20 protein-coding genes and 2 pseudogenes are annotated in these 23,058 nt (G+C 62.7%); 2 read left to right on the top strand and 20 right to left on the bottom strand.

Annotated elements, in window-relative coordinates:
* Positions 1-159: 159 nt before the first annotated feature.
* From NKH80_RS27060 to NKH80_RS27040, 5 genes are all read right to left on the bottom strand, one after another.
* The gene (locus tag NKH80_RS27060) at positions 160-1,272 is read right to left on the bottom strand and encodes an ABC transporter ATP-binding protein (protein ID WP_352480043.1); all 1,113 of its coding nucleotides are present in this window, start codon (positions 1,270-1,272) and stop codon (positions 160-162) included.
* Between the two features lie 25 nt (positions 1,273-1,297).
* The gene (bglA, locus tag NKH80_RS27055) at positions 1,298-2,962 is read right to left on the bottom strand and encodes a beta-galactosidase BglA (RefSeq protein WP_352994730.1); all 1,665 of its coding nucleotides are present in this window, start codon (positions 2,960-2,962) and stop codon (positions 1,298-1,300) included.
* Between the two features lie 4 nt (positions 2,963-2,966).
* The gene (locus NKH80_RS27050) at positions 2,967-4,121 is read right to left on the bottom strand and encodes a carbohydrate ABC transporter permease (RefSeq protein WP_352994728.1); all 1,155 of its coding nucleotides are present in this window, start codon (positions 4,119-4,121) and stop codon (positions 2,967-2,969) included.
* 1 nt (position 4,122) lies between these two features.
* Entirely contained in the window at positions 4,123-5,136 is a 1,014-nt protein-coding gene (locus tag NKH80_RS27045; protein WP_352480046.1) for a carbohydrate ABC transporter permease, read from the bottom strand.
* Between the two features lie 224 nt (positions 5,137-5,360).
* Positions 5,361-6,716: an ABC transporter substrate-binding protein gene (locus tag NKH80_RS27040; protein ID WP_352686578.1), complete on the bottom strand. Its 1,356-nt coding sequence runs from the start codon at positions 6,714-6,716 to the stop codon at positions 5,361-5,363.
* A 353-nt stretch (positions 6,717-7,069) separates the two neighbouring features.
* On the opposite strand from NKH80_RS27040, the gene NKH80_RS27035 reads away from it, so the two are divergent.
* The gene (locus NKH80_RS27035) at positions 7,070-8,092 is read left to right on the top strand and encodes a substrate-binding domain-containing protein (RefSeq protein ID WP_031213013.1); all 1,023 of its coding nucleotides are present in this window, start codon (positions 7,070-7,072) and stop codon (positions 8,090-8,092) included.
* Between the two features lie 72 nt (positions 8,093-8,164).
* Here NKH80_RS27035 and NKH80_RS27030 read toward each other — a convergent pair whose 3' ends face one another.
* Positions 8,165-9,073, bottom strand: coding sequence for a LysR family transcriptional regulator (locus tag NKH80_RS27030; RefSeq protein WP_352882204.1), 909 nt, complete (start codon positions 9,071-9,073; stop codon positions 8,165-8,167).
* Positions 9,074-9,154: 81 nt separating this feature from the next.
* Here NKH80_RS27030 and NKH80_RS27025 point away from each other — a divergent pair, with 81 nt between their 5' ends.
* Positions 9,155-9,649 (top strand): DUF8737 domain-containing protein, encoded by a 495-nt coding sequence (locus NKH80_RS27025; RefSeq protein ID WP_352882206.1) that lies wholly within the window; start codon positions 9,155-9,157, stop codon positions 9,647-9,649.
* Between the two features lie 5 nt (positions 9,650-9,654).
* On the opposite strand, the pseudogene NKH80_RS27020 reads toward NKH80_RS27025, so the two are convergent.
* The 14 genes and pseudogenes from NKH80_RS27020 to NKH80_RS26955 form a co-directional block, all read right to left on the bottom strand.
* Positions 9,655-10,601: pseudogene (locus NKH80_RS27020) on the bottom strand (S8 family serine peptidase); the annotation flags it as partial.
* A gap of 120 nt (positions 10,602-10,721) precedes the next feature.
* Positions 10,722-11,390 (bottom strand): anti-sigma factor, encoded by a 669-nt coding sequence (locus NKH80_RS27015; RefSeq protein ID WP_352994725.1) that lies wholly within the window; start codon positions 11,388-11,390, stop codon positions 10,722-10,724.
* Positions 11,387-11,949, bottom strand: a pseudogene (locus tag NKH80_RS27010) (sigma-70 family RNA polymerase sigma factor). The gene NKH80_RS27015 and the pseudogene NKH80_RS27010 overlap by 4 nt, the downstream one beginning before the upstream one ends.
* 133 nt (positions 11,950-12,082) lie before the next feature.
* On the bottom strand, positions 12,083-12,922 hold the full coding sequence (locus NKH80_RS27005; RefSeq protein WP_352994722.1) for an alkaline phosphatase family protein: 840 nt from the start codon (positions 12,920-12,922) through the stop codon (positions 12,083-12,085).
* Between the two features lie 93 nt (positions 12,923-13,015).
* On the bottom strand, positions 13,016-14,701 hold the full coding sequence (locus NKH80_RS27000) for an ABC transporter ATP-binding protein (RefSeq protein ID WP_352505914.1): 1,686 nt from the start codon (positions 14,699-14,701) through the stop codon (positions 13,016-13,018).
* On the bottom strand, positions 14,701-15,528 hold the full coding sequence (locus tag NKH80_RS26995) for an ABC transporter permease (protein ID WP_254816006.1): 828 nt from the start codon (positions 15,526-15,528) through the stop codon (positions 14,701-14,703). Before NKH80_RS26995 ends, NKH80_RS27000 begins: the two co-directional genes overlap by 1 nt.
* 11 nt (positions 15,529-15,539) lie before the next feature.
* Positions 15,540-16,499 carry an ABC transporter permease gene (locus NKH80_RS26990; RefSeq protein ID WP_352505913.1) on the bottom strand — a complete coding sequence of 320 codons (960 nt, stop codon included), beginning with the start codon at positions 16,497-16,499 and terminating at the stop codon, positions 15,540-15,542.
* Between the two features lie 16 nt (positions 16,500-16,515).
* Positions 16,516-18,102: an ABC transporter substrate-binding protein gene (locus NKH80_RS26985; protein WP_254816007.1), complete on the bottom strand. Its 1,587-nt coding sequence runs from the start codon at positions 18,100-18,102 to the stop codon at positions 16,516-16,518.
* Between the two features lie 155 nt (positions 18,103-18,257).
* On the bottom strand, positions 18,258-20,240 hold the full coding sequence (locus NKH80_RS26980; RefSeq protein ID WP_352994718.1) for a CocE/NonD family hydrolase: 1,983 nt from the start codon (positions 20,238-20,240) through the stop codon (positions 18,258-18,260).
* A gap of 90 nt (positions 20,241-20,330) precedes the next feature.
* Positions 20,331-20,750, bottom strand: a complete 420-nt coding sequence (locus NKH80_RS26975) for a type II toxin-antitoxin system MqsA family antitoxin (RefSeq protein WP_352994715.1) — start codon at positions 20,748-20,750, stop codon at positions 20,331-20,333.
* 2 nt (positions 20,751-20,752) lie between these two features.
* Positions 20,753-21,058 carry a type II toxin-antitoxin system MqsR family toxin gene (locus tag NKH80_RS26970; protein WP_352994712.1) on the bottom strand — a complete coding sequence of 102 codons (306 nt, stop codon included), beginning with the start codon at positions 21,056-21,058 and terminating at the stop codon, positions 20,753-20,755.
* A gap of 54 nt (positions 21,059-21,112) precedes the next feature.
* Complete coding sequence (locus NKH80_RS26965) at positions 21,113-21,706, bottom strand: nucleoside deaminase (RefSeq protein ID WP_352994709.1); 594 nt, start codon at positions 21,704-21,706, stop codon at positions 21,113-21,115.
* Entirely contained in the window at positions 21,706-22,209 is a 504-nt protein-coding gene (locus tag NKH80_RS26960) for an ureidoglycolate lyase (protein ID WP_352994706.1), read from the bottom strand. The genes NKH80_RS26965 and NKH80_RS26960 overlap by 1 nt, the downstream gene beginning before the upstream one ends.
* Positions 22,206-23,054 carry a bifunctional allantoicase/(S)-ureidoglycine aminohydrolase gene (locus tag NKH80_RS26955; protein WP_502901000.1) on the bottom strand — a complete coding sequence of 283 codons (849 nt, stop codon included), beginning with the start codon at positions 23,052-23,054 and terminating at the stop codon, positions 22,206-22,208. The genes NKH80_RS26960 and NKH80_RS26955 overlap by 4 nt, the downstream gene beginning before the upstream one ends.
* Between the last annotated feature and the right edge of the window lie 4 nt (positions 23,055-23,058).

The raw sequence follows: 23,058 nt of genomic DNA, 5'->3' as shown, positions 1-23,058 counted from the left end.
AATGTGCTTAATTCCGCCCGCCCTGTGCCCAATCCCCGCCCCCCCGGCCCCCCCCCCAACCCTTTCCCCAAACAAAAAACCCCCCACCCGAAATCCCTAAAAACCCCGGGGGCCCACCCCCCCCGCTCTTGTCTTTTGCGTGGCGGAAAAACGCCTGCCTCAAGCCGCCTTTGCTTCTGCTTCATGGAGCGCGAAGGAGTGTCCGTCCGCGTCGAAAATATGCAGGTCGCCGGCATCCGCCGTCAGCCGCATCGACGCCCCGCGCTTGACCTCGACATTGCCCGGCAGCTTGGTCACCAGCGGCAGGTCGGCGCGGCCGATGTCGACATAGACGAGTTGGACCTCGCCGAGTTGCTCGACATAGTCGACCGTCCCTTCGAACAAATAGTCGGCGCCGGCTGCGATCATCAGATCCTCCGGCCGCACCCCGAAGCTCACCGCAGCGCCTTTCGCCGAGGCAGGCGTTGCGATCGGCACCGTTGCCTTGCGGCCGCCGACATGGCTGACGACCGTCGGGTTGCCGGTCCTGTCGATCGTCGCCGGCAGGATGTTCATCGCCGGCGAGCCGATGAACTGGGCGACGAACAGGTTGCCGGGCCGCTTGTAGAGCTCCATCGGCGTGCCGACCTGTTCGATATGGCCTTCCTTCAGCACCACGATGCGGTCGGCCAGCGTCATGGCCTCGACCTGGTCGTGGGTGACATAGATCATCGTTGTGGCCGGCATCGATTCCTTGAGCTTGGCGATCTCGATGCGAGTGGCGACGCGCAGCGCCGCATCGAGGTTGGATAGCGGCTCGTCGAACAAGAAGACCTTGGGATTGCGCACGATGGCGCGGCCGATGGCGACACGCTGGCGCTGGCCGCCCGACATCGCCTTGGGCAGGCGGTCGAGATATTTGGTCAGCTGCAGGATCTCGGCCGCCTGGCGCACCCGCTTGTCGATCTCGGCCTTGCTTTCCTTGCCGATCTTCATCGAGAACGCCATGTTGTCGTAGACGGTCATGTGCGGATAGAGCGCATAGGACTGGAACACCATCGCGATGCCGCGCTTTGACGGCGGCACGTCGTTGACAATCTCGCCGTCGATCTTGAGCTCGCCCGAGGTGATCTCCTCCAGCCCGGCGATGCAGCGCAGCAAGGTGGACTTGCCGCAACCAGACGGACCGACGAAGACGATGAATTCGCCCGACTTTATGTCGAGGTCGACGCCGTGCAGAATGTTGAGATTGCCATATGATTTCCTCACTTGCCTTAGCGTGACATCGGCCATGGTACTCTCCAGTTCTTCCTTGAATTCAGTCGATACGCCCGAACCAGGCGCCATAGCCGCCGAGGCGGATAGTGCCGGCGCCAGTCTGTCCCGAAAACCCGTGTCCCGGCAAGGGCTGCAGTGAGCGGCCGCCAAGATCGACCTTGGCCGGCTTTGCGCCGAGATTGAAGGCGCAGACGATCTGCTCGTTGCCTTCGCGGCGGGTGAAGGCGACGGTGTCGCCCTCGCTCTCGACGAACTCGATATCGCCCTTGGCCAGCGCCGGATGGGCGCGGCGAAAAGCCAGGAAGCGCCGGTAGTGCTCGAGCAGTGAGCCGTCGTCGCCCTGCTGCGCATTGACCGCTTGCGCAAGGTGCTTGGCCGGCACCGGCAGCCAGGGCTTTGCCGTCGAGAAGCCGCCATTGCGGGCAGCGCCCTCCCAAACCATTGGCGTGCGGCAGCCGTCGCGGCCCTTGAATTCCGGCCAGAAGCGGATGCCGTATGGGTCCTGCAGATCCTCGAAGCTGAGTTCGGCCTCGCTGAGCCCGAGCTCCTCGCCCTGATAGATGCAGACCGAGCCGCGCAACGACATCAGCAGCGCCGAGATGACCCTGAGGTACGCGGTCGGGTCCGGCTCGCCGGCTGCCCAGCGCGAGGCAGGGCGCATCACGTCATGGTTGGAGAAGGCCCAGCACGACCAGCCATCGCTGGCCACCTTGCCGAAGGTTTCCAGCACCGAGCGCACCTTTGCCGCGCTGATCTTCTCCGGCGCCAGGAAGTCGAAGGAGTAACACATATGGACGCGCTTGCCGCCGGCCGTATAGGCCGCCACGACTTCCAGCCCACGCTGCGAATCGCCGACTTCGCCAACCGCGGCCGTCGCCGGATATTCGTCGAGCAAGGCGCGGAAGCGTTCGAGGAAGCCGAGGTTTTCAGGCCGGCTCTTGTCGTAGAGATGGTCCTGGTAGTTATAGGGGTTGACGGCCGGCGCCGTCTGGTCGTTGCGCTGCTCGGGCGGCAGCGGCGGATTGTCTTCCAGGCCTTGGCTGTGGAAGTAGAAATTGATGGTATCGAGGCGGAAACCATCGACGCCGCGCTCCAGCCAGAAGCGGGTGACGTCGAGCAGCGCGTCCTGGACCGCGCGGCTGTGGAAATTGAGGTCGGGCTGCTCGGCCAGGAAATTATGCAGGTAATATTGCTGGCGGCTGGTGTCCCACTGCCAGGCCGAGCCACCGAAGATCGAGAGCCAGTTGTTGGGCGGCGTGCCGTCCGGCTTGGCGTCCGCCCAGACATACCAGTCGGCCTTTGGATTGCTGCGGCTGGAGCGGCTCTCCTTGAACCAGGGATGGACGTCGGCGGTATGCGAGAGCACCTCGTCGATCATCACCTTGAGGCCAAGCCGGTGCGCCTCGGCGGTCAGCGCGTCGAAGTCCGCCAGCGTGCCGAACATCGGATCGATATCGCAATAATCCGACACGTCGTAGCCAAAGTCCTTCATCGGCGATTTGAAGAACGGCGAGATCCAGATGGCGTCGACGCCGAGCGAGGCGATATAGGGCAGCCGGCCGATAATGCCTCTGAGGTCGCCGATACCGTCGCCGTTCGAATCCTGGTAGCTGCGCGGGTAAATCTGGTAGATCACGGCACCTCGCCACCAGTCGCGATCGATAGCGAGATCGGGCTTCGGTGTGGCCTTCAAAGCGGATTGCATGAACTCAACCTCCTTTCACCGAGCCGGCAAGCAGCCCGCGGACGAAATAGCGCTGCAGCGAGAAGAACACGATCAGCGGCACGATGATGGTAACGAAGGCCGACGTCGTCAGGATCTCCCAGTCGCCGCCGCGCGAGCCGAGCAACGCATTGAGCTTGGCGGTCAGCACGATCTGGTCGCCCTCGGTACCAAGGAAAACCATCGCCACCAGCAGATCGTTCCATACCCAGAGAAACTGGAAGATGGCGAACGAGGCCAGCACCGGGAACGACAAGGGCAGCACGATCTTGACGAAGATCTCGAAATCGCTGGCCCCGTCGATGCGCGCCGACTCCATGATCTCGCGTGGCAGGCCGGCGATATAGCTCCTCAACAGATAGATGGCGAAAGGCAGGCCGAAGCCGGTATGCGCCAGCCAGATGCCGAGATAGGTCTTCGATGGCACGCCGAAGAAGCTGCCGACGCCGTTGTAGAGCTTCAACAGCGGGATCAGCGACATCTGCAGCGGCACGACCAGGAGGCCGATGATGACGGCGATGAGCAGGGCCCGGCCAGGAAAGCGCATCCAGGCCAGCGCGTAAGCGGCGAACGCGGCGATCAGGATTGGAATGACAGTCGCCGGAATGGTGACGGTCAGCGAGTTCATGAAGGAGCGGCCGATGCCTTCCGAAAACAGCACCGTGTCGTAATTGTCGGTGGTGAATTTCGGCGGCGCCGAGGAGGCGTAATAGACGCGCTGGCCGCGTTCGCCTTCGAAAGCCTTCGGCGAGGTCATGACGAAACTGCCGTTGGCATTGAGCTGCAGGGTCACGCCCTCGCCGAGATCGGCTGTCGTGCCGGCGGGATATTGCGTCGGCGCTGCCGACTTGACGCCGAAGGCGCTGATATTGCGGGCCGGGCCGTCGCCGAAGATGTTGCCTTGCAGGACGAACTTGCCGTCCTTCTCGACCTGCGCCGACGCGGGCGGCAGCCGTCCGGCTTCCGTCTGGCTGGAACTGGTGAACGAGTTCCACCAGCCCGAAGCGATGATCTGGTCCTTGTCGCGCAGCGACGAGACCAGAATGCCGAGCGTCGGGATCGTCCAGATCGCAACGAAGATGAAAACGGCGATATGCACGCCGAAACGGCTGACAAAGGACTTTCCGGTCGAGACAGTCATCTCAATGTCCTTCCGTCTCTTTGTTCGCCTGGCGGATGTTCCAGACCATGATCGGAATGACCGCTATCATGATGATGATGGCGATGGTGGCGCCGCGGCCGAAATCGCCGCCGCCGCGGAACATCCAGTCGAACATCAGATTGGCCAGCACCTGGCTGTTCCACTGGCCGTTGGTCATGGTCAGCACGATGTCGAAAACCTTCAGCACCAGGATGGTGATGGTGGTCCAGACGACGGCGATGGTACCCCAGATCTGCGGCACCATGATCTTCCAGAAGATCTGGAAAGGGTTGGCGCCGTCGATGACGGCGGCTTCCAGCGTCTCTTCCGGAATGCCGCGCAAGGCCGACGACAGGATGACCATGGCAAAGCCGGTCTGGATCCAGATCAGGATGACCATCAGGAAGAAGTTGTTCCAGAACGGCAGCGATATCCAGACCTGCGGCTGGCCGCCGAAATACTGGATGATGGCGTTGAGCAGGCCGATCTGTGTCTGGCCCTCGCCGCGATATTCGTAGATGAATTTCCAGATGACGCTGGCGCCGACGAAGGAGATGGCGAGCGGCAGGAAGATCAGGCTCTTGGCGATGGTGCCCCACCAGATCTTGTCGGTGAGCACGGCGATGATCAGCCCGAGGAAGGTGCAGGCGGCTGGCACCACCGCCAGCCACATGATGTTGTTGAGGATCGAATTGCGGAACTCGCGGTCGCCGAACGCCCATTGATAGTTGGCCAAGCCGACGAAATGGGCGCCGCCGCGATCGAGGAACGACAGCCTCAGCGTCTCCACCACCGGGTAGATCAGGTAGATGGTGAGGATGATCATCGCCGGGCCGACGAACAGCCAGGGCCGGATCACCCCCTGCCGGCGCAGATTGTTGATCGCCGCCTTGCCGGAAACGCCGCGTGCCGGAAAGATCGTGTCGAGTGCCTTGTTGGCACCCCAGAAATAGGCGACGCAGCCGCCCACGCCGATGATGATGACGAATATCGCCGAAAAAATCTGAGCCGCCATGGGTCCCTCCCCCTGCGCACGGATCCGCCAGTCGAGAATGGCTTTGGCGACGGGATCATGCGCCGATTCAGTTGTCTGGAGCGCGACCAGCCGAAAAGCAGGTCACTGGGCGCGCGTCATGCCGGAATGCGTCGTGCTCACGACAATCGACGCGACGCCAGGCACCGAAGAAGGTCCGGCCGTTTGAGGCCCGGACCGCATCACATGGGACTCGAGCCGGCCGCTTACTTGATCGCGTCCCAGCTTTTCTGGATGTCGGTGGCGACGTCCTGGGCGGACTTGCCACCGACCAGGTCGATCATGCCGGTCCAGAACGCGCCGGCGCCGATCTTGCCCGGCATCAGGTCGGACCCATCGAAGCGGAAGGTCGAGGCGTTGGCCAGGATCTCGCCCTGCTTCTTCAGCGCGTCGCTGGCATAGGCGTCCTTGTTGACCGACTTGAACGGCGTCACGAAGCCGCCCTGTGCCATCCAGATCTCATGAGCGAGCGGCAGCTTCAGGAATTCGATGAAGGCGCGGGCACTCTTGCTATCTTTGGTGATCATGGCCAGCGTGCCGGCGCCGAGCACCGGAGTGCCGAGCTCGGGCTTGGAGGCGTAGGGCGGGTAATAGAAGAAGTCGGCATCCTCGCCGATCTTGGTGCCTTGAGGGAAGAAGGTCGGGATGAACGATGCCTGGTGGTGCAGATAGCATTTCGGCGGCACCGAGAAGAGGCCCTTCGGGCTGTCGCGGAAATCGGTCGCCGCAACCGCCTTGGCGCCGCCCTCGACCATCTTGTCGTCGGTCGCGATCTTGCCGAAAATGTCGATGGCGTTGACCACGGCCGGATCGTTGAACGGAATTTCGTTCTTTACCCATTTGTCGTAGATCTCGGGCGTCTGGGTGCGCAGCATGATGTCTTCGACCCAGTCGGTCGCCGGCCAGCCGGTGGCGCCGCCCGAACCAAGCCCGATGCACCATGGCGTGCCGCCGTCGGCGATGATCTTCTTTTCGAGCTCGGCAAGCTCTTCCTGCGTCTTCGGCACCTTGTAGCCGGCTTCCTCGAAATTGTCCGGCGAGTACCAGACCAGCGATTTCACGTCGGCCTTATAAGGAAAGGCGAAGAAGCCGGGCTTGCCGTCCTTGTCCTTGAAGGTGCCGAGGTCGACCCAGGATTGGCCCGCGCCGTAATTGTCCTTGACCCAGTTGGCCGTGTCGTCGCCGAGCGGCGTCAATAGGCCTTTCGATGCCAGATCCTGGATCAGGCCCGGCTGCGGCAGCACGGCGATGTTGGGCGGGCTGCCAGCCTGCGTGTCGATGACGATCTGCTGCTCGTAATTCTCCGACGAGGAATACTTGATCTCGGCGCCGGTGGCTTCGGAGAAGTAATCGAGAACGGTGCGGATAAGCCCTTCGTCCTCGCCGCGCCACGGCCCGAAGATCGTCAGTGTCTCGCCCTTGAGGTCGACCTTCTTGAGCTCTTCGTAGTTGGCCCAGTTGAAACGGGGATCTTCGCCCGGCTTGAACTTCAGTTCGGCTTGCGCGGGCATGGCCAGGGCGAGCGTGGCAAACGCAGCGCCCAGCAGAAGCATTTTTTTCATCGGTATTCCCTCCCAGTGGTGACAAACACCGAACGAAACCTCCATTCCGTCCGCCGGCGCCGCAGGACTGTGACTCAGTCGGAAAGGAACTGCAACCTTTCGTGGAGTCTTCCAAAGCGCTTTGGTCATTTTTGATCTCGCCACTGAATTGATCGCGAGTCAAGAGGAAGCCAGGCTAATCGATTTAATTTCTCCGGCCGGGTGCCGGCAAAAGTGCGCTGCAGCACAGTTTTCTGGCGGTGCAGCAGCAAATTCGGCTTCAAACCGGTCCGAACCGTGCGTATGGTCACTGCGCTCGGCAACGCGGCCAGATCGTTTCAGATTAAAAGCGCTTTGAGGTTTGGAGGCCTCCGGTGAACCTCAAGCAGCTCTCCCACATGCTAGCGCTTTCGCAGACCACGGTGAGCCGCGCATTGAACGGCTACCCGGAAGTCAACGAGGAAACGCGCCGGCGGGTGGTCGATGCCGCCAAGCGTCATGGCTATCGCCCCAATCCGAGCGCCCGCCGGCTGGCGACCGGCAAGACCGGCATGATCGGCTATGTGCTGCCGACGGGAACGACCGTTGATATCGACCCGCATTTCGTCGAGTTCCTGTCCGGCCTCGGCGACTATGCGCGTTCGCACGAGCTCGACCTGGTGCTGTCACCGGCCGATGCCGACGACCAGGAGACGACCTACCGCCGCATTGTTGCCAACCGGCAGGTCGACGCGGTCTATATCTCCTCGCCGAGGCCGGCCGACCGGCGGGTGGCGCTGGTCAATACGCTCGGCATTCCCTTCATCGTCCACGGCCGCAGCGAAGGCTTCGATTTCGACTATCCCTTCACCGACATCGACAATGAAGGCGCCTTCCACGAGGCGGCGCGGCTTCTCGTCCAGCTCGGTCACAGGCGTCTGGCGCTTATCAATGGCGACGATCGCGAGACCTTCGCCATACATCGCGAGCGCGGCGTGCGGCGCGCGCTTGCGGCAAGCGGCCTGGTGCTTCGTGATCAGCATGTCTGTTCCCTGACAATGACCGAGGAGAACGGCTATCGCGCCGCCAGGCGTCTGCTGGAACAAAGCGACGCGCCGACGGCGATCGCCTGCTCCAGCCTGATCATGGCGCTCGGCGTGGTGCGCGCGGTGCGCGATCTCGGCCTGACCATTCCGGGCGACCTGTCGCTGATCGCCCATGACGACGTCTTTCCCTGGCTGAAGCCGGAAAACTTTTCGGTGCCGCTGTCGACGACACGTTCGTCGATCCGCCTGGCGGGCGCACGCATCGCCGAACGGCTGGCGGCGCGGATTTCCGGCCTGGAGGAGGGCGCTCGCGGCGAGGTCTGGCCGGTCGACCTGGTGGTCAGGGGATCGGTAGCCGGCGCCCCGGCCTAGAGGCATAGCTCAATACGGGCGAGGTCGTTGGCGGCTGTTAGCCAGCGCGAGCATTTGGCGTGCGTCCTGGTTTCAGGCCGCGGATTTGAGGTGATCGATGAAGGCGCGCAGCTTCGGCAGGACTTGGCGCTTGCCAGGATGGTAGAGGAAGACACCCGGCGTCGTCGTGGCGATGCTGTCCAGCACCGACTTGAGCTTTCCTTCGGCGATCGGACCTTCGGCGAGTGGTCGCGGCGTTTGCGCCAGCCCAACGCCCCGCATCGCAGCCCCGACCAACGTCGAATAGTCGTGCGCGATCAGCGGGCCTGAGACGATCGCTTCGATGGCGCCGTTGCCGTCGATGAACAACCAGGGCGCGATGGCGCCATTCGAGCGGCGCAAGCGTAAGCAGGAGTGGTGGCGCAAGTCGTCGACACGCTCGGGACGACCGTGGTGCTCAAGATAGTCAGGGCTGCCGACGACTACGAACGAGAACGGCGGGGTCAGCCGCACCGCGACCATGTCGGCGGCGATGAGTTGCCCGAGGCGGATGCCGGCGTCGAACCCACCGGTCGCGAGATCGACCATTTGGTCGCTCACGGCGATCTCAAGTTCGATCTCAGGATAGGCTTGGCAGAACGACGCGAGCACCGGCTCCAGCATCAGCGGCACGATGGCGCGGGGTACAGACAGGCGCAGTAGACCGGTCGGCCGTTGGCCGATATCGCGAGCCGCCGCGCCGGCCGCAACGAGCTCCTCGAATGCAGGGCCGGCACGGTCGAGGAACCGCTGGCCAGGTTCGGTTAAACCAACGCTCCGCGTCGTGCGGACGAACAGCGCCGTGCCCAGACGAGCTTCCAGCGCGCGCACCGCTTGGCTCACGGCGGACGGCGTCACGCCGAGATCGGCGGCGGCACGGCGGAAATTGCGGTGCCTGGCGACAGCCAGGAACACCTCGACGCCCTCCAGCGCACCATGTCGGACTGTGTAGTTCTGCTTCATAGGTTGTTGTGATTACACCGGATAGTCGAATTTCGGTAGCGGGCTTAAAGCCGCGTGAACCAACTGTTGAGAGAAGGCCAAATGTCCACGGAAATGGTGTTCCAAACCCATCTTGTTCTCGGCTACGTCGCGTGGCTACTTTGCTTCGGCGCGTACGGTCTGCCTTGGCTCAGGTCGATGGACCGGGTCGCGGCGCAACGCGCTATCGCTACGCTGCACAGCTTCCGATTCTTCGGGCTCGTCTTCCTCGTTCCGGGCGTCGTATGCCCCAATCTGCCCGCCAATTTCGCTGTGTTCGCCGCCTACGGCGATTTCGCGACTGGCGTGCTGGCCATGCTGGCGCTGCTCACGCTGAGGATATCCCCGCTCTTCTGGCCGTTGGTTGTCGCCTTCAACGTCGTAGGGACGGTCGACCTCGTCGTCGACTATTATCACGCCATTCAGATCGGCCTTCCTGCACGCGCGGGGGAACTGGGCGCCGCCTACGCGATCCCGATCATCTACGTACCGCTGCTGATGATCACACACATCGCCGCGTTCTATTTTCTGGCACGTCCTCGGCAAAATGCGACTTGAGCGGGCTATTCCTTGACCGCCTCGGCCGCTTTGGTGTCCAGCAGGCCAAAACCGAAATCATTGTCGCGGCCCTTGGGGCCAAGATCCCTTGCCGTGCCGGCGAGCGCTTTCTCGACCCAGTCGGCGGAGCGATCGGGCGCCGCATGCAACAGATTGGCGACCGCGCCGGTCACAGGATGTCCCGGTCACGACATCCGACCCGGCGCCGCTTGGCGCCACCATCTCGACGCCAGGGGCGGAGATGAAGACGTAGGCGCCGCGATTGGCCTGCGCTATCAGCCCGTCCCTGGGCATCGGTGGCCGTCACCGCGATCACGCCGTCGAAGGCGGCCGGATAACCATAGGGCGCCTTCGGCCCGTTATTGCCGGCGGCCGCGACCAGCACGATGCCAAGCGCACGCGCATTGCGCCAGGCGATGCCGAGCAGGTCGTTCTTCGGACCGACGAAGCTCATATTGATGATGCGGACATCCTGCACCGCTGCCCAGTCGAGCGCCGAAAGGATGACGTCCATGGTCGACTTGCCGCCCTCGAAGGCGCGGGCGTGATAGATCCTGGCGCCAGGCGCCATGCCCTTGAACGCGCCGGCGCCAGCGATCAGTCCATCGACCGAAGTGCCGTGGTCGCGCGCCTTGATCGGCACGTCGGGCATGGCATTGAACTGCCCGGCGATGATACCGGAGAGCGCCGGATTTTTGTCGTCGATGCCGGTATCGATGACGCCAACACGCACATTCTCGCCGCTGGCTTCGTTGGCGTCGAGCGCGATGCGTTCGAACGTATAATTGACGATGCTGGCCGCCTGCTGCAGCGAGTAGACATGGTTGGCCTCACGCCGCAAAATGCGGCCGCCGGCGGCAAGCTGTGCCTGCATGACGCCGACCGGGCGGCCATCCGGAATGCCGAAGCGCACCAGCGTGTTGCCGAGCAGCCATCCTTGGCGCAGTCGGCGTCGGCAGCACTTCCCCGATTCAGGCAGTCGATCTCCGCCTGGGTGAGGTTAGGATCGTTGGTTTGTGCGACGGCAGACGTGGCGAAGATTGTCATCGTCGCCGTCAATCGAACGACCGCCTTAGCGGCCATCAGCCGGTTTCCTTCCCTCCAGGGCAGCTTCGGTGAAAGGCTGGGCGGCAATAAGGCCAAGCAGTTTCTGATAGTCGGCGGCGGTCTTGGCCGGAACGCCGAGCCGGAAAACGCCGTCGGCGGTGGGCCCGCCGGCGATCGTCAACTGGTTCTTGTCGAGAAAAGCGACGATGTCGGACAGCTTCGCATCCGGTTTGAACTTCACAAGGGCAAACGGCATTTTGGCCAGATCGTCGTCCGATCCGGCAATCTCGAAATCGCCATCTTTGTTGCCGGTCTGCACAAAGGATTGCGTGACGACCAGGGCCAGCAGCACCGCGGCCGCGGCCCAGGCGATGCCGGCGGGCACCGCCATGAAGCGGCTCCAGGCCTGCGCCAGCCAGGACGATGCCGCCGGCCCGCGGGCGGGGCCGGCCTCGGCATCGAGCGCCTTGGCAAAGCGGCTGAGCGCATCGGCAGGCGGGCGGATTGCCTCGTTTGCGGCAGCGGTGCCGGAGAATTCGGCCTCGGCCTCGCCTAGTGCGGCCATCGCCGCCGGATCGCTTGCCAGCCATTCCTCGATGGCTTCGAGCTCGGTGCCCTCCAGCGAGCCGTTCAGATAAAACGGCAGCAGCATTTCCATTTCGTCGCGGCGCGACATCTTTTCAGCGGCGCTCATGGCCACCCCCTGTCGTAACCGGCGGCCTTGAGGGCTTCGCCGAGTTCCTTGCGGGCGAAGAACATCCTGGTCTTGACCTGGCGACCGGGATGCCGAGTACCTCGCCGATCTCGCTCACCGATTGCCCGTGATAATAGGCAAGGTCGATCACCGTACGGTGCTCTTCCGGTATGGCATCGATGAAGCGTCGCGAGGCAGCGGCCTTGTCTTCTTTCATCGTCACGACTTCCGGCGTGTCGGCGCCGTCGGCGACCTGGGCCGCGTCATCGTCGTCGATCCAGTCTTCCTTCTTCTTGCGCAGCAGGGACAGCGCCTTGAAGCGGGCTATGCCGAGCAGCCATGTCGAGACCTCCGAGCGGCCCTCGAAGGCCGGCGCCTGCCGCCAGAGTTCAAGGAATACCTCGTTCGCAATATCGTCGGCCATCAGTTCCGATCCCGTCTGGCGTGCCGCGAAGCGGTAGACCCGCGCGTGGTGGCGCATGAACAGGAGCCGCACGGCGGCACGGTCGCCCTTCGCGACCCGCTCGACGAGCGCGCGATCGGTCTCCGCGGCAGTCATCGCCGGTCGAGCCGCCTGGCTCCTGCCTGCTCTGTCGCTGATCGGCCCAAAAAGGTTCACCGCAGCCGCCCGTATATTTGCGGAGGCTAACTGAAGAGCGGGAGCGTCGCCAGAGGGAGAAGAGGGCGCGCGCTCAACTCAGGAACGGCTTTGCCTTCATCGTCGCCGGCGCCGGCACGCCGAGGCGCGCAAGCACTGTCGGCGCGAGTTGCAGCTGATCGAGCAGCGTATTGGCCTCCGGGCCTTCGCCGGATCCGAAGTAATAAAGTGCGAAATCCTGCATCTCTTCGTCGTGGCCACCGTGATGGCCGCGATCGGTCTGGCCATGATCGGCTGTGACGATCACCTCGTAGCCGGCCTCCCGCCAGCGCGGCAGGAAGCCGGCGAGCATGGCGTCTATTGCATAGACGGCATGATCCATCTCGCGGCAGTCATGGCCGAACCGGTGGCCCATCGAGTCCAGCGTGCAGCTGTGCAGGATGCCGTAGTCGATGCCGTAGCGCCTGGTCAGCAGGGTCAACGTCGCGAACAGGTCGACGTCGCTCGGCGTCATCTGGTTGCTGGCGTTGTAGCCGGTCATGGTGTGGAACCGGCCATGGCTGATCGGCCTGCCCGGCTGGTCGAACTCTATGTCCTCAACCAGGTCGAACGGATAGGCTCGGAAGAACTCGGACCAGTAGGAATGGGTGACCGCACCCGTCTTGCCGCCGGCCCTACTGACTTCGGAAAAAATGTCCGGCTGTTCGACGCGAAACCGGTTCTCGTTGGACAGGATGCCGTGCACTTGAGGCGGCACGCCGGTGTGGATCGAGGCATAGCAGGATGCCGAGGTCGACGGCAGCACGGAGCGCATCTTCCACACGCGCGCGTCGCCGGATTGCACCCAGCCTTCGAGATTGCCCATCAGCCGTCGCCAGTTCCGGTAAGGCACGCCGTCTAGGATGATGAGCAGAAGTTTTGTGTTGAGCGCCAAGGGCGCCTCCATGCGGCTTGATCGGAAAAGTCAGGGCGGGCCTGCCGTTCAATCCACGCCCGGACAGGATCGTCGGGCACAAGGGGCAGCCGGCTAGTTCCCCGCGCTGGCCATGCGCCGTCCCTTGATCGCTTTCTCTAACCAGCCAATCTCCATTTCGGGCACCGACGACAGCAAAAGGTCTGTGTAGGCGTCGAACGGCGGCGTCAGAACCTTGCTCTTGGGGCCGTAGCGCACCACCTCGCCGCGATACATCACCGCGATCGAATCGGCGATCGACTTCACTGTTGCGAGATCATGAGTGATGAACAGATAAGCGACGTTTTCCTCTTTCTGCAGCTCGAGCAACAGCTCCAGTATGCCGTGGGCCACCAACGGGTCGAGCGCCGATGTCACCTCGTCGCAGATGATGAGCTTCGGCTTGGCGGCGAGCGAACGAGCGATGCAGACGCGCTGCTTCTGGCCGCCCGAAAGCTCGGCCGGATAGCGGTCGACATAGCCTTTACCCATTTCGATCTTGTCGAGCAGTTCGGCGACCCGTTTGTCGCGCTCGCGCCCGCGCATCCCAAAATAGAATTCCAGCGGCCGGCCGATGATGGTGCCGACCGTCTGGCGCGGATTCATCGCTACATCGGCCATCTGGTAGATCATCTGCAGCTGGCGCAGATCCTCCTTCGGCCGGTCGGCAAGCCGGTTGGCGAGTGGCCGTCCGTCGAAGGTGACGGTGCCTTGTTCGGGCGGCAGGAGGCCGGTGATGGCGCGCGCCAGCGTCGATTTGCCGGAGCCGGACTCGCCGACCACCGCCAGCGTCTGGCCCGGGAAAATGTCGACCGAGACGTTCTTCAGCACCTTGATGTGGCTGCGGCCATAGGTGGCGGTGATGTTCTTGACCGACAGGAACGGGCTCGGGCCGGGCTTCTGCTCCTGATGTTCGATCTCATGCACCGAAACCAGCGCGTTGGTGTATTCCTGGCGCGGCTCCTTGATGATCTGGCGCGTGCCGCCCCATTCGACCAGCCGGCCGTGGCGCAGCACCATGATCTCGTCCGAGACCTGGGCGACGACGGCAAGGTCATGGGTGATGTAGAGTGCCGCCACATGCGTGTCGCGGATGGCATCCTTGATCGCCGCTAACACGTCGATCTGCGTCGTCACGTCGAGCGCCGTGGTCGGCTCGTCGAAGACGATCAGGTCGGGTTCCGAGCACAGCGCCATTGCCGTCATCACGCGCTGCAGCTGACCGCCCGACACCTGGTGGGGGAAGCGCTCGCCGATGCTTTCGGGGTTCGGCAGGCTGAGCTTCTTGAACAGCGCCACGGCGCGCTTTTCGGCTTCGGCCCGCGTCGCCGTACCGTGCAGGAGTGCTGCCTCGACCACCTGGTCCATCAGCCTGTGCGCCGGATTGAAGGCCGCTGCCGCCGATTGCGCGACATAGCAGACCTCGCGGCCGCGCAATTTGCGGAACCCTTCGTTGCCGCCCTTCAGGATGTCGCGGCCATTGAGGATGACCTCGCCGCCGGTGATGCGCACGCCGCCGCGGCCGTAACCCATCGACGACAGGCCGATGGTCGATTTGCCGGCGCCGGACTCGCCGATCAATCCGAGCACCTTGCCCTTTTCGAGCGTCAGCGAGACATCGTGCACCAGCACGATGTTCTTCGGCGCCTCGCCCGGCGGATATACCGTGGCCTCGATGCGCAGATTGCGGATGTCGAGCAGCACGCCGGACTTCGGTTGCCCGGGCTTCGGTTGCCCGGGCTTCGGTTGCTTGTCGGCCATTACCCGCGTCCTCCCTTCAGGCTTGTCGTGCGGTTGAGCACCCAGTCGGCGACGAGATTGACGGAAATTGCCAGCGCTGCGATCGCCGCCGCCGGAATGAGGGCGGCGCCTATGCCGAAGACGATGCCATCCTTGTTTTCCTTGACCATGCCGCCCCAATCGGCGTCCGGCGGCTGCACGCCAAGACCGAGGAAGGACAGCGTCGACAGGAACAGCACGGCATAGATGAAGCGCAGGCCGAGTTCCGAAACCAGCGGCGACAGCGCATTGGGCAGGATTTCGCGGAAGATGATCCAGCCGCTGCCTTCGCCGCGCAATTTGGCCGCCTCGACGTAATCCATGACGTTGATGTCAACGGCGACCGCTCTCGACAGGCGGTAGACGCGGGTCGAGTCGAGAACGCCCATGACCAGGATCAGCGTCACCAGATTGGATGGCAGCACCGACAGCACCACAAGCGCCATGATCAGTGTCGGGATCGACATCAGGAGATCGACGAGACGCGACAGAAGCGTGTCGAACCAGCCGCCGAAAACCGCCGCCGAGAAGCCGAGGATGGCGCCGAGCGAGAACGACAGCGCGGTCGCCAGCACCGCGATGAAAAGGGTGATGCGGGCGCCATAGATCATGCGCGACAACAGATCGCGACCGAGATTGTCGGTGCCCAGCCAATGCGCAGCCGACATTGGCTCCCAAGGGACGTCGCTGACGATCTCGGCATTGCCGTGCGGCGCGATCCACGGCGCAAAGATCGCCGCCAGCACGAACAGCGCCGTCAACACCAGTCCGACCAGCGCCGGGATGGGGATGCGTTTGATGACGAGCATACCCGACCCCCTCATTTCGGATGTCTGAGGCGCGGATTGGCGACGATTGCCGCAATGTCCGCGATTATGTTCAGGCTGATGTAGACGGCGGCGAAGATCAGCCCGACCGCCTGCACCACCGGCACGTCACGCTTGGTGACGTGGTCGACCAAGTATTGGCCCATACCCGGATAGACGAAGATCACTTCGACGACGACGACGCCGACGATCAGATAGGCGAGGTTGAGCATGACGACGTTGATGATCGGCGCAATCGCATTGGGGAAGGCATGCCTGCGAATAACCGCGAAGGCCGAAAGCCCCTTGAGCTCCGCGGTCTCGACATAGGCCGACTGCATGACGTTGAGGATCGCGGCGCGCGTCATGCGCATCATATGGGCGAGCACCACCAGGGTCAGCGCCGCCGCCGGCAGTGCTATGGCCTGGATGCGTTCGCCGAACGGCATCCCCTCATAGACGGTGGAAATGGCGGGAAACCATTGATGTTGCACGGCGAAGAAAAAGACGAGCACATAGCCGACGAAGAATTCCGGGAAGGACGTCGAGGCCAGCGCCAGTCCCGAGATCAGCTTGTCGACCCAACCATTGCGGTAGCGCACCGCGATCAACCCGAGGATGATCGCCAGCGGCACCGCGACGATAGCCGCCCAGAAGGCGAGGAACAGCGTGTTCCACAGCCTTCCCTTGATCGAGGTTGCGATATCCTGACCGCTCGACATAGCCGTGCCGAGATCACCGGTCAGGATGCCGCCGAGCCAGCGAAAATAACGGATGTAAGCGGGATCATTGAGGCCGAGCTGCTCGCGCAGATTGGCGAGCGACTCCGGTGTCGCCGACTGCCCGAGAATGGCTTGCGCGACGTCGCCGGGCAGGATCTGGGTGCCGGCGAAGATCAGGACCGAAACGGCCAATAGAAGGATGATGCCCAGCGCAATGCGCTGGGCCACCAGTTTCACGATGGGTGAGGACATATCCGCAAGGCCGGGCTCAGGCTTCGAGCCAGCACTTCGCCAGAGCATATCCGTTCATCAACTCCTGATGCGGATCATCCACCCAGCCGGCAACCTTGGCGCCCGTCGCGTCGATGAACTGATTGAACATCGGCAGGATCAGGCCGCCCTCGTCGCGCACCATCACAGCCATGTCGTGGTACATTGCCTTGCGCTTGGCCTCGTCGAGCTCGGCGCGGGCCGCCAGCACCATCTTGTCGAAATCCGGACGCTTGAAACGTGTGTCGTTCCAGTCGGCCGTCGACAGATAGGCGGTAGAGTACATCTGGTCCTGCGTCGACCGGCCGCCCCAGTAGGAGGCGCAGAACGGCTGCTTGTTCCAGACTTCCGACCAGTAGCCGTCGCCCGGTTCGCGCTTGATCTCCAGCTTGATGCCGGCCTTGGCCGCGCTTTGCTGGAACAGCTGTGCGGCGTCGACGGCACCGGGGAAGGCGACGTCCGACGTCCGGAGCAGGACGGCACCGTCATGACCCGATTTCTTGTAGTGGAACTTGGCCTTGTCGGGATCGTATTTGCGCTGCTCGATCTCGGTGAATAGCGGGTACGATGCATTGATCGGGAAGTCGTTGCCGAGCGAGCCATAGCCGCGCAGCACCTTGTTCAGCATCTCCTCGCGGTCGATCGCCAGCTTCAACGCCATGCGCAAGTCGTTGTTGTCGAACGGCGCGGTGTCGCAGTGCATGATGAAAACGTAGTGGCCGGGTCCCGAATGGTTGCGGATGGTGACGCCGGGCACGCGCTTGATCAGATCGACGATCTTCGGCTCGACGCGGTTGATCATGTGGACCTGGCCGCCCTGCAGCGCCGCCGTACGCGCCGTGGCGTCGTTGATGACGATGATCTCGATCTGGTCGGCATGGCCCATCTTGTCGCCCTGCCAGTAATTGGCGAAGCGCTCGCCGCCATGGCGCACGCCGGGCTCGTTGGTAGTGACCTTGTAAGGACCCGCCGAGATACCGGCATCGGCCTTGTCCTTGCCGCCGTTCGGCTGGATGATCAGGTGATAATCGCTAAGCAGATAGGGAAGATCGGCATTCGGCTCCTTCAGCGTCAGCACCACTTCCTTGCCGCTGGCCTTTATGCTCTCGATGCCTTTCATATAACCGAGCGCGCCGGACTTCGACTTCTCGTCCGAATGGCGTTCGAGGGTGGCGGCCACGTCCTCTGCAGTCACCTTCTTGCCGTTGTGGAACTCGACGCCGTCGCGGATCTTCAGCGTCCAGGTCTTGGCGTCGTCCGACGAGCCGATCTCCTCGGCAATGCGGTTCTCGAGCTTGCCTTCGGGAGACAGCTCGACGATCAGTTCGCCCCACATCTTGCCGAAGGCGAACGGCACCTGCGTCATGAACAGCGCCGGATCGAGACTGTTGGTGGACTCGCCACCGACCAGACCGGCCTTGAGCGTGCCGCCCTTGACCGGACCCGCCGCGCGGGAAGCGCTGGATAGCAGCGAATTGGCGAAGGTTGCGGTGACGCCGAGCGCTGCTGCCCGGCCGAGAAAATCGCGACGGCTCAGCTTGCCGGACGCAACGCGCCGGCTCAGATATTCCAGTTCGTTCGACATGTTAAGTTCCTCACTCTGTTGGTCCGACCTTATGGTCGTTTTTTCTCATTTCGATCGGGAGAATAATGACCGTAAGGGAAAGCGGTAAGCAAGACCGAATGCGACATGCCGTGGCGTAAATCGTGCGTCGCAATTGGACCAATCGCTATAAGCGCTCAAAGCAGTACGCGCGGGATTTTCTCCTTGAAGTTGCGCTCGAAGACCAGTTTCTCGCCTTCATAGGCTTCAATTCTGGCGCTAACCATGAAGCTTTGCGCGTCGGAGCGCATTTCGGCGAACGTTTCGGTGCGCACCGACCATTCATTTCGCGACAGCGTCTGGGTCCAATGCGTCTTGCCCGACGCTGACAACGGATTGTCGGGATGGATCGCCCATGTCTCTCTGGCGATGCTCCCGTGGGCGAGGCCATGCTCCAGGTCGCGCACTTCGCCGAAATCGTCGACGATGAAAAGCGTGATCAGTCCGGTCTTTTCGTCGCTATCGACATGACGTTCGGAATTGGCGGGCCGAAGTGTCTCTGTTGCCCAGGGCGTCGCGCCTTCGGAGGCGGGGAAGGTGACCTCATCGCCTGTCGCCGGCGGGCGCAGCGGCAGCATCAATGTCGCGGCCGACAATTCCAGCCGGACCGGCTCCGGCGACGGCCAGATCATCGGCCAATAGCTGTTGGAGATGGCAACGCGCAAGCGGTGGCCGGCCGGCGCGCGATAGGCGCATTGGTCGAGCACCACCCGGGCGCTGACGGTTTCGCCGGGCACCAGCGCTTCGGGAAATTCGTGCGAGTTGCGATGCGTCAGGTTAAGCACGCCGTACGAGATCAGCTCCGACGCTCCGTCCGGGTGGACGTCGCACAGCCGAACCGCGATGTTCGCCTGGCGCCGATCCGCCGAGACTCTGACCAAAACTTCGGGAGCACCGACGATGTCGATCGCTTCGGTCAGCACCGGCTGGTCGAAACACACCGACAGCGCGTCGTCGGGGCGCTGGTCACCCGGCAGTTCCGGGCCGAAGGTGAAGGGGAAATATTCGCCACCGGCGAGGCCGCAGCTTTGCGGCGAAGCGACGATAGCCTGGTTGCCTTCAGCGATAAGCTCAACCTCTTGCGTCCGGATGTTGGGTGACGGCCATTCCGATTCAGCGACCCAGCGGCCGGGTCGCTCCGGATGCCAGCGCGCCGGGCGCACGCTGTCCATGACATAGGCGCGGTAGGCGGGGTCGGCCTCGACGCCGGTGTCGATGTCCTTCAGCCAGCGGTCCCACCAGCGCAAGGCCTCCTGCAGGAAGCCGATGCGCGGTTCGGGCGCGGCGTAATGCGGGTATTTGTGGATCCACGGGCCGACGATCCCCTTGACCGGCGCCTCGATATTGGCGGCGAGATGGGAAATCGTATTGCGATAGCCGTCATGCCAGCCGCCGATCGACAGCACCGCGGCATGGATGGCGGAATAGTCCTCGCAGATCGAGCCGCGCTTCCAATAGGCATCGCGATATTGGTGCGTCAGCCACAGCGGTGCCAGAAAGGGCTGGTTCTCCAGCCTGGTCAGCCACAGGTCGCGCCATCTGTTGTCGCCGGCCAGCAACGGATCCGGCGGCCTTGACGAATAGGACAGCATGGTCGAGGCCCAGCCGAAATTCTCGATCAGCAGGCAGCCGCCCTTGTAATGGATGTCGTCGGCATAGCGGTCGACCGTCGAACAGAGACTGATGACTGCTTTCAGCGCCGCCGGCTGCTTGGCTGCCACCTGCAGGCAGTTGAAGCCGCCCCACGAAATGCCCATCATGCCGACATTGCCGTTGCACCAGGGTTGGGCCGCAGCCCAGGCTATGACGTCGCAGGCGTCCTGCAGCTCTTGCTCGGAATATTCGTCGTCCATCAGCCCTTCGGAATCGCCATTGCCGCGCATGTCGACGCGGATCGAGGCGTAGCCATGGCCTGCGAAATAGGGATGCGTCAGCTGATCGCGATAGATCGTGCCGTCGCGTTTGCGATAGGGCAGGTGTTCGAGGATTGCCGGCACTGGATCGTCGGCAGCATCGGCCGGCATCCACACCCGCGCCGACAGCCGGCAGCCGTCCGGCATGATGATCCCCATGTCGGGAAATTCAACGACCTTGCGCGGGAATTCAGTGACGGTTTTCATGCGGGGCATAACGCCCCGCAGCGAGACGACTTTCAATCGCTATTCGCGACTGGAGCAGCAAATTATGCGACCTGTCCCGGTGCCACGCAGTTACCGCAACTCGTGCACCAACTCCGGGTGTCTTTCCAACAGCGTCATCAGCTGAATGGTTGGGCCACTCGGCTCGATCAGACCCCGTTCGTATTTGTCGAAAGCGTTCTCGCCGACCTTGAATAAGGATCCTGCCTCGCGCTGCGACAGTTTGAGCTTTGTGCGCACGCGACGGATGGTGGCCGGTGCCGGAACGCCGTCGATCTTTTCTTTGAGGATGCGGAGTGCTGCATCGACGACGGTCATGTCGTCTCCGACATGCACGCCCTCACTTCCCGAAGAGGGATAATAACCCGGAAGGTCGACGATCATGCTCTCGCCCTTGTAAGTCACAGTGAACTGACGCACCCCACGCGTCAGCGTTTCTCCTGTTTCGGGGGAGGTCATGCTGTTCGTTTCATGATTTTCTTTCATCGCCATAGTCACTTTTCCTTGAACGACATGACTGTGAATTCGGTCACGACGTCCGCCTGAAATTTCACGTAGAGAACCAGGTCGCGTGCTGGCACGTAATAGACATCTTGCCAGACACGATGGTCGGCGAACGTCGTCATCGACTTTGCAAACATCTTCCGCGTGATGCCGCCGATCACCTCGACAATACCGGCGCGATCAAAGCCCAGCCCAATGGCATCCCGCAGGGCGGACGTCGTGATTGCCAGCGTGTCGACAGAACCCATCTCGGCCTTGATTGCATCAAGATCGTAAGTGGGTCTGCGTTTCTCCATAACGCAATATGCCACCATAAAGGTGGTAATTCAAGCCATTGAACTTTGCGGCATTCAATTCAGCGGAATGTCGTTTTCGTCTTTGCCGGCCTGATAGGCGGCGGACAATTCGTCATAGCGCGCTGATATTGTGCCGATCCGCGCTTCCAGCCGCTCGCGTTCGGTCTCAGGCAGCGATCGCACCAATTTGCGGATCGAAAAGCTCCTCCAGTAGGCATTCTCGGCATTGTAGCCGCCGGGATCGAGGGTGAAGACCTCCTTCAGGATCTTCAGATCGTGCGGGATGTCGAAGCTGTCGCGCGAATCCTCATGGCTGAAAAGATAGTAGAAATTGTCGAAGCCGGTCCAGGTGATCGCCGACAGGCAGAGCGAACAGGGTTCGTGCGTGGCAAGAAAGATCGCGTCCTTGGTATCGACGCGTTCGGCCTTAGGCATTTCGTAGAAGCGCTTCAGGCAGTGCATCTCGCCGTGCCAGAGCGGATTTTCAATCTCGTTGTTGGTTTCGGCAAGCACCAGCGAACGGTCGTCCTTGCGCAGGATCGCCGCGCCGAACAGTTTGTTTCCGTGCGCGACGCCTTCGACGGTCTTCGGTACGATCTCATGCTCTATGACATCGAGCAGGCGATCGATTAGCGAAATGTCGGTCATCACCGGCTCCCATCGGGAAGATCGATCTCATAGGTGTGCGAGAAATGGCACTCTTCGAGATTGGAACCGTCGCCGCCGCGGTCGACGACCACAAAATCCTGGACATCGCCGATCGGCGTCAGCACGCCGTGCCACAGATTGCGTGGGTAGTTGACGCCTTGCCCGGGCGCCGTGATGAAGGCGTGCGGCTCGCCAGGTCCTTCCTCGCCATCATGGCAGACGACGACCAGGAACGGCCGTGGTGACAGCGGGATGAAGGCCTGGCTGCCGAACGGATGGCGCTCCACCATGGTCAGCTTCAACGGCAGCTCATAGGGCGTGCCACGCACCATGGAGATCAGCACGTGCGCATTCGGTCCTCGTGCTTCGGCGGTGGCGAGGTCGTGATAGCGCTCGGCCTTGCCGCCATTGATCGGATAGTGATTGTCGCCGCCCATATCGATGACGTCGCCGAATTCGGCGAAATTCTCGCGGGTCAGCGGCCGCGCGACGATGCGTGTCATGGTGAAGGTCTCGCGACGCCGGCGCTGCCAAGCTTGGCGTGGCGGTTGACGTCCTTATAGAGGAGATAGCGGAATTTGCCTGGCCCGCCGGCATAACAAGCCTGCGGGCAGAAGGCGCGCAGCCACATATAGTCGCCGGCTTCGACTTCGACCCAGTCCTGGTTGAGACGGTAGACCGCCTTGCCCTCCAGCACATAGAGCCCGTGCTCCATGACATGCGTCTCGGCGAAGGGAATGACCGCACCAGGCTCGAGCGTGACGATGGTGACATGCATGTCGTGGCGCATGTCGGCCGGATCGACGAAGCGCGTCGTCGCCCATCGGCCTTCGGTACCCGGCATCGGCGTCGGCGCGATGTCCTGTTCGTTGGCGAAGAACGCTTGCGGCTGGTCGATGCCGTCGACTGCGTCATAAGTCTTGCGGATCCAGTGGAAGCGGACGGCGGCGCCGCTCTCATTGCGCACCGTCCACTCGCTCGCCGGCGGCAGGAAGGCAAAGCCGCCCGGCCTTAAGCTATGTTTCTTGCCGGCAAGCGAAACGCATAGCTCGCCTTCGACCACGAACAGCGCACCTTCGGCGGCGGCGTCAAGCTCAGGGCGGTTGCTGCCGCCGCCGGGCGCGAGCTCGACGATGTATTGCGAAAACGTCTCGGCAAAGCCCGACAGCGGCCGCGACAGCACCCAGACGCGTGTCCCATCCCAGAACGGCAAAGCGCTGGTGACGATGTCCTGCATCACGCCTTTGGGGATCACGGCATAGGCCTGTGTGAACACAGCGCGGCCGGTCAGCAATTCACTCTGGCCGGGATGTCCGCCTTGCGGCGCATAATAGGTTCGCTCGGCCATTTTC

Origin of the sequence: Mesorhizobium sp. M0904 (assembly GCF_040319475.1) — a bacterium.
Taxonomy (GTDB): domain Bacteria; phylum Pseudomonadota; class Alphaproteobacteria; order Rhizobiales; family Rhizobiaceae; genus Mesorhizobium.
The sequence above is the reverse complement of the archived record's forward strand: the minus strand, read 5'-3'. Positions and strand labels throughout refer to the sequence as shown.

Coding starts and splice junctions, on each gene's coding strand:
- NKH80_RS27060 (WP_352480043.1), bottom strand. CDS start 1,272: ATGGCCGATGTCACGCTAAGGCAAGTGAGGAAATCATATGGCAATCTC.
- bglA (WP_352994730.1), bottom strand. CDS start 2,962: ATGCAATCCGCTTTGAAGGCCACACCGAAGCCCGATCTCGCTATCGAT.
- NKH80_RS27050 (WP_352994728.1), bottom strand. CDS start 4,121: ATGACTGTCTCGACCGGAAAGTCCTTTGTCAGCCGTTTCGGCGTGCAT.
- NKH80_RS27045 (WP_352480046.1), bottom strand. CDS start 5,136: ATGGCGGCTCAGATTTTTTCGGCGATATTCGTCATCATCATCGGCGTG.
- NKH80_RS27040 (WP_352686578.1), bottom strand. CDS start 6,716: ATGAAAAAAATGCTTCTGCTGGGCGCTGCGTTTGCCACGCTCGCCCTG.
- NKH80_RS27030 (WP_352882204.1), bottom strand. CDS start 9,073: ATGAAGCAGAACTACACAGTCCGACATGGTGCGCTGGAGGGCGTCGAG.
- NKH80_RS27025 (WP_352882206.1), top strand. CDS start 9,155: ATGTCCACGGAAATGGTGTTCCAAACCCATCTTGTTCTCGGCTACGTC.
- NKH80_RS27015 (WP_352994725.1), bottom strand. CDS start 11,390: ATGAGCGCCGCTGAAAAGATGTCGCGCCGCGACGAAATGGAAATGCTG.
- NKH80_RS27000 (WP_352505914.1), bottom strand. CDS start 14,701: ATGGCCGACAAGCAACCGAAGCCCGGGCAACCGAAGCCCGGGCAACCG.
- NKH80_RS26995 (WP_254816006.1), bottom strand. CDS start 15,528: ATGCTCGTCATCAAACGCATCCCCATCCCGGCGCTGGTCGGACTGGTG.
- NKH80_RS26990 (WP_352505913.1), bottom strand. CDS start 16,499: ATGTCCTCACCCATCGTGAAACTGGTGGCCCAGCGCATTGCGCTGGGC.
- NKH80_RS26985 (WP_254816007.1), bottom strand. CDS start 18,102: ATGTCGAACGAACTGGAATATCTGAGCCGGCGCGTTGCGTCCGGCAAG.
- NKH80_RS26980 (WP_352994718.1), bottom strand. CDS start 20,240: ATGAAAACCGTCACTGAATTCCCGCGCAAGGTCGTTGAATTTCCCGAC.
- NKH80_RS26975 (WP_352994715.1), bottom strand. CDS start 20,750: ATGGCGATGAAAGAAAATCATGAAACGAACAGCATGACCTCCCCCGAA.
- NKH80_RS26970 (WP_352994712.1), bottom strand. CDS start 21,058: ATGGAGAAACGCAGACCCACTTACGATCTTGATGCAATCAAGGCCGAG.
- NKH80_RS26965 (WP_352994709.1), bottom strand. CDS start 21,706: ATGACCGACATTTCGCTAATCGATCGCCTGCTCGATGTCATAGAGCAT.
- NKH80_RS26960 (WP_352994706.1), bottom strand. CDS start 22,209: ATGACACGCATCGTCGCGCGGCCGCTGACCCGCGAGAATTTCGCCGAA.
- NKH80_RS26955 (WP_502901000.1), bottom strand. CDS start 23,054: ATGGCCGAGCGAACCTATTATGCGCCGCAAGGCGGACATCCCGGCCAG.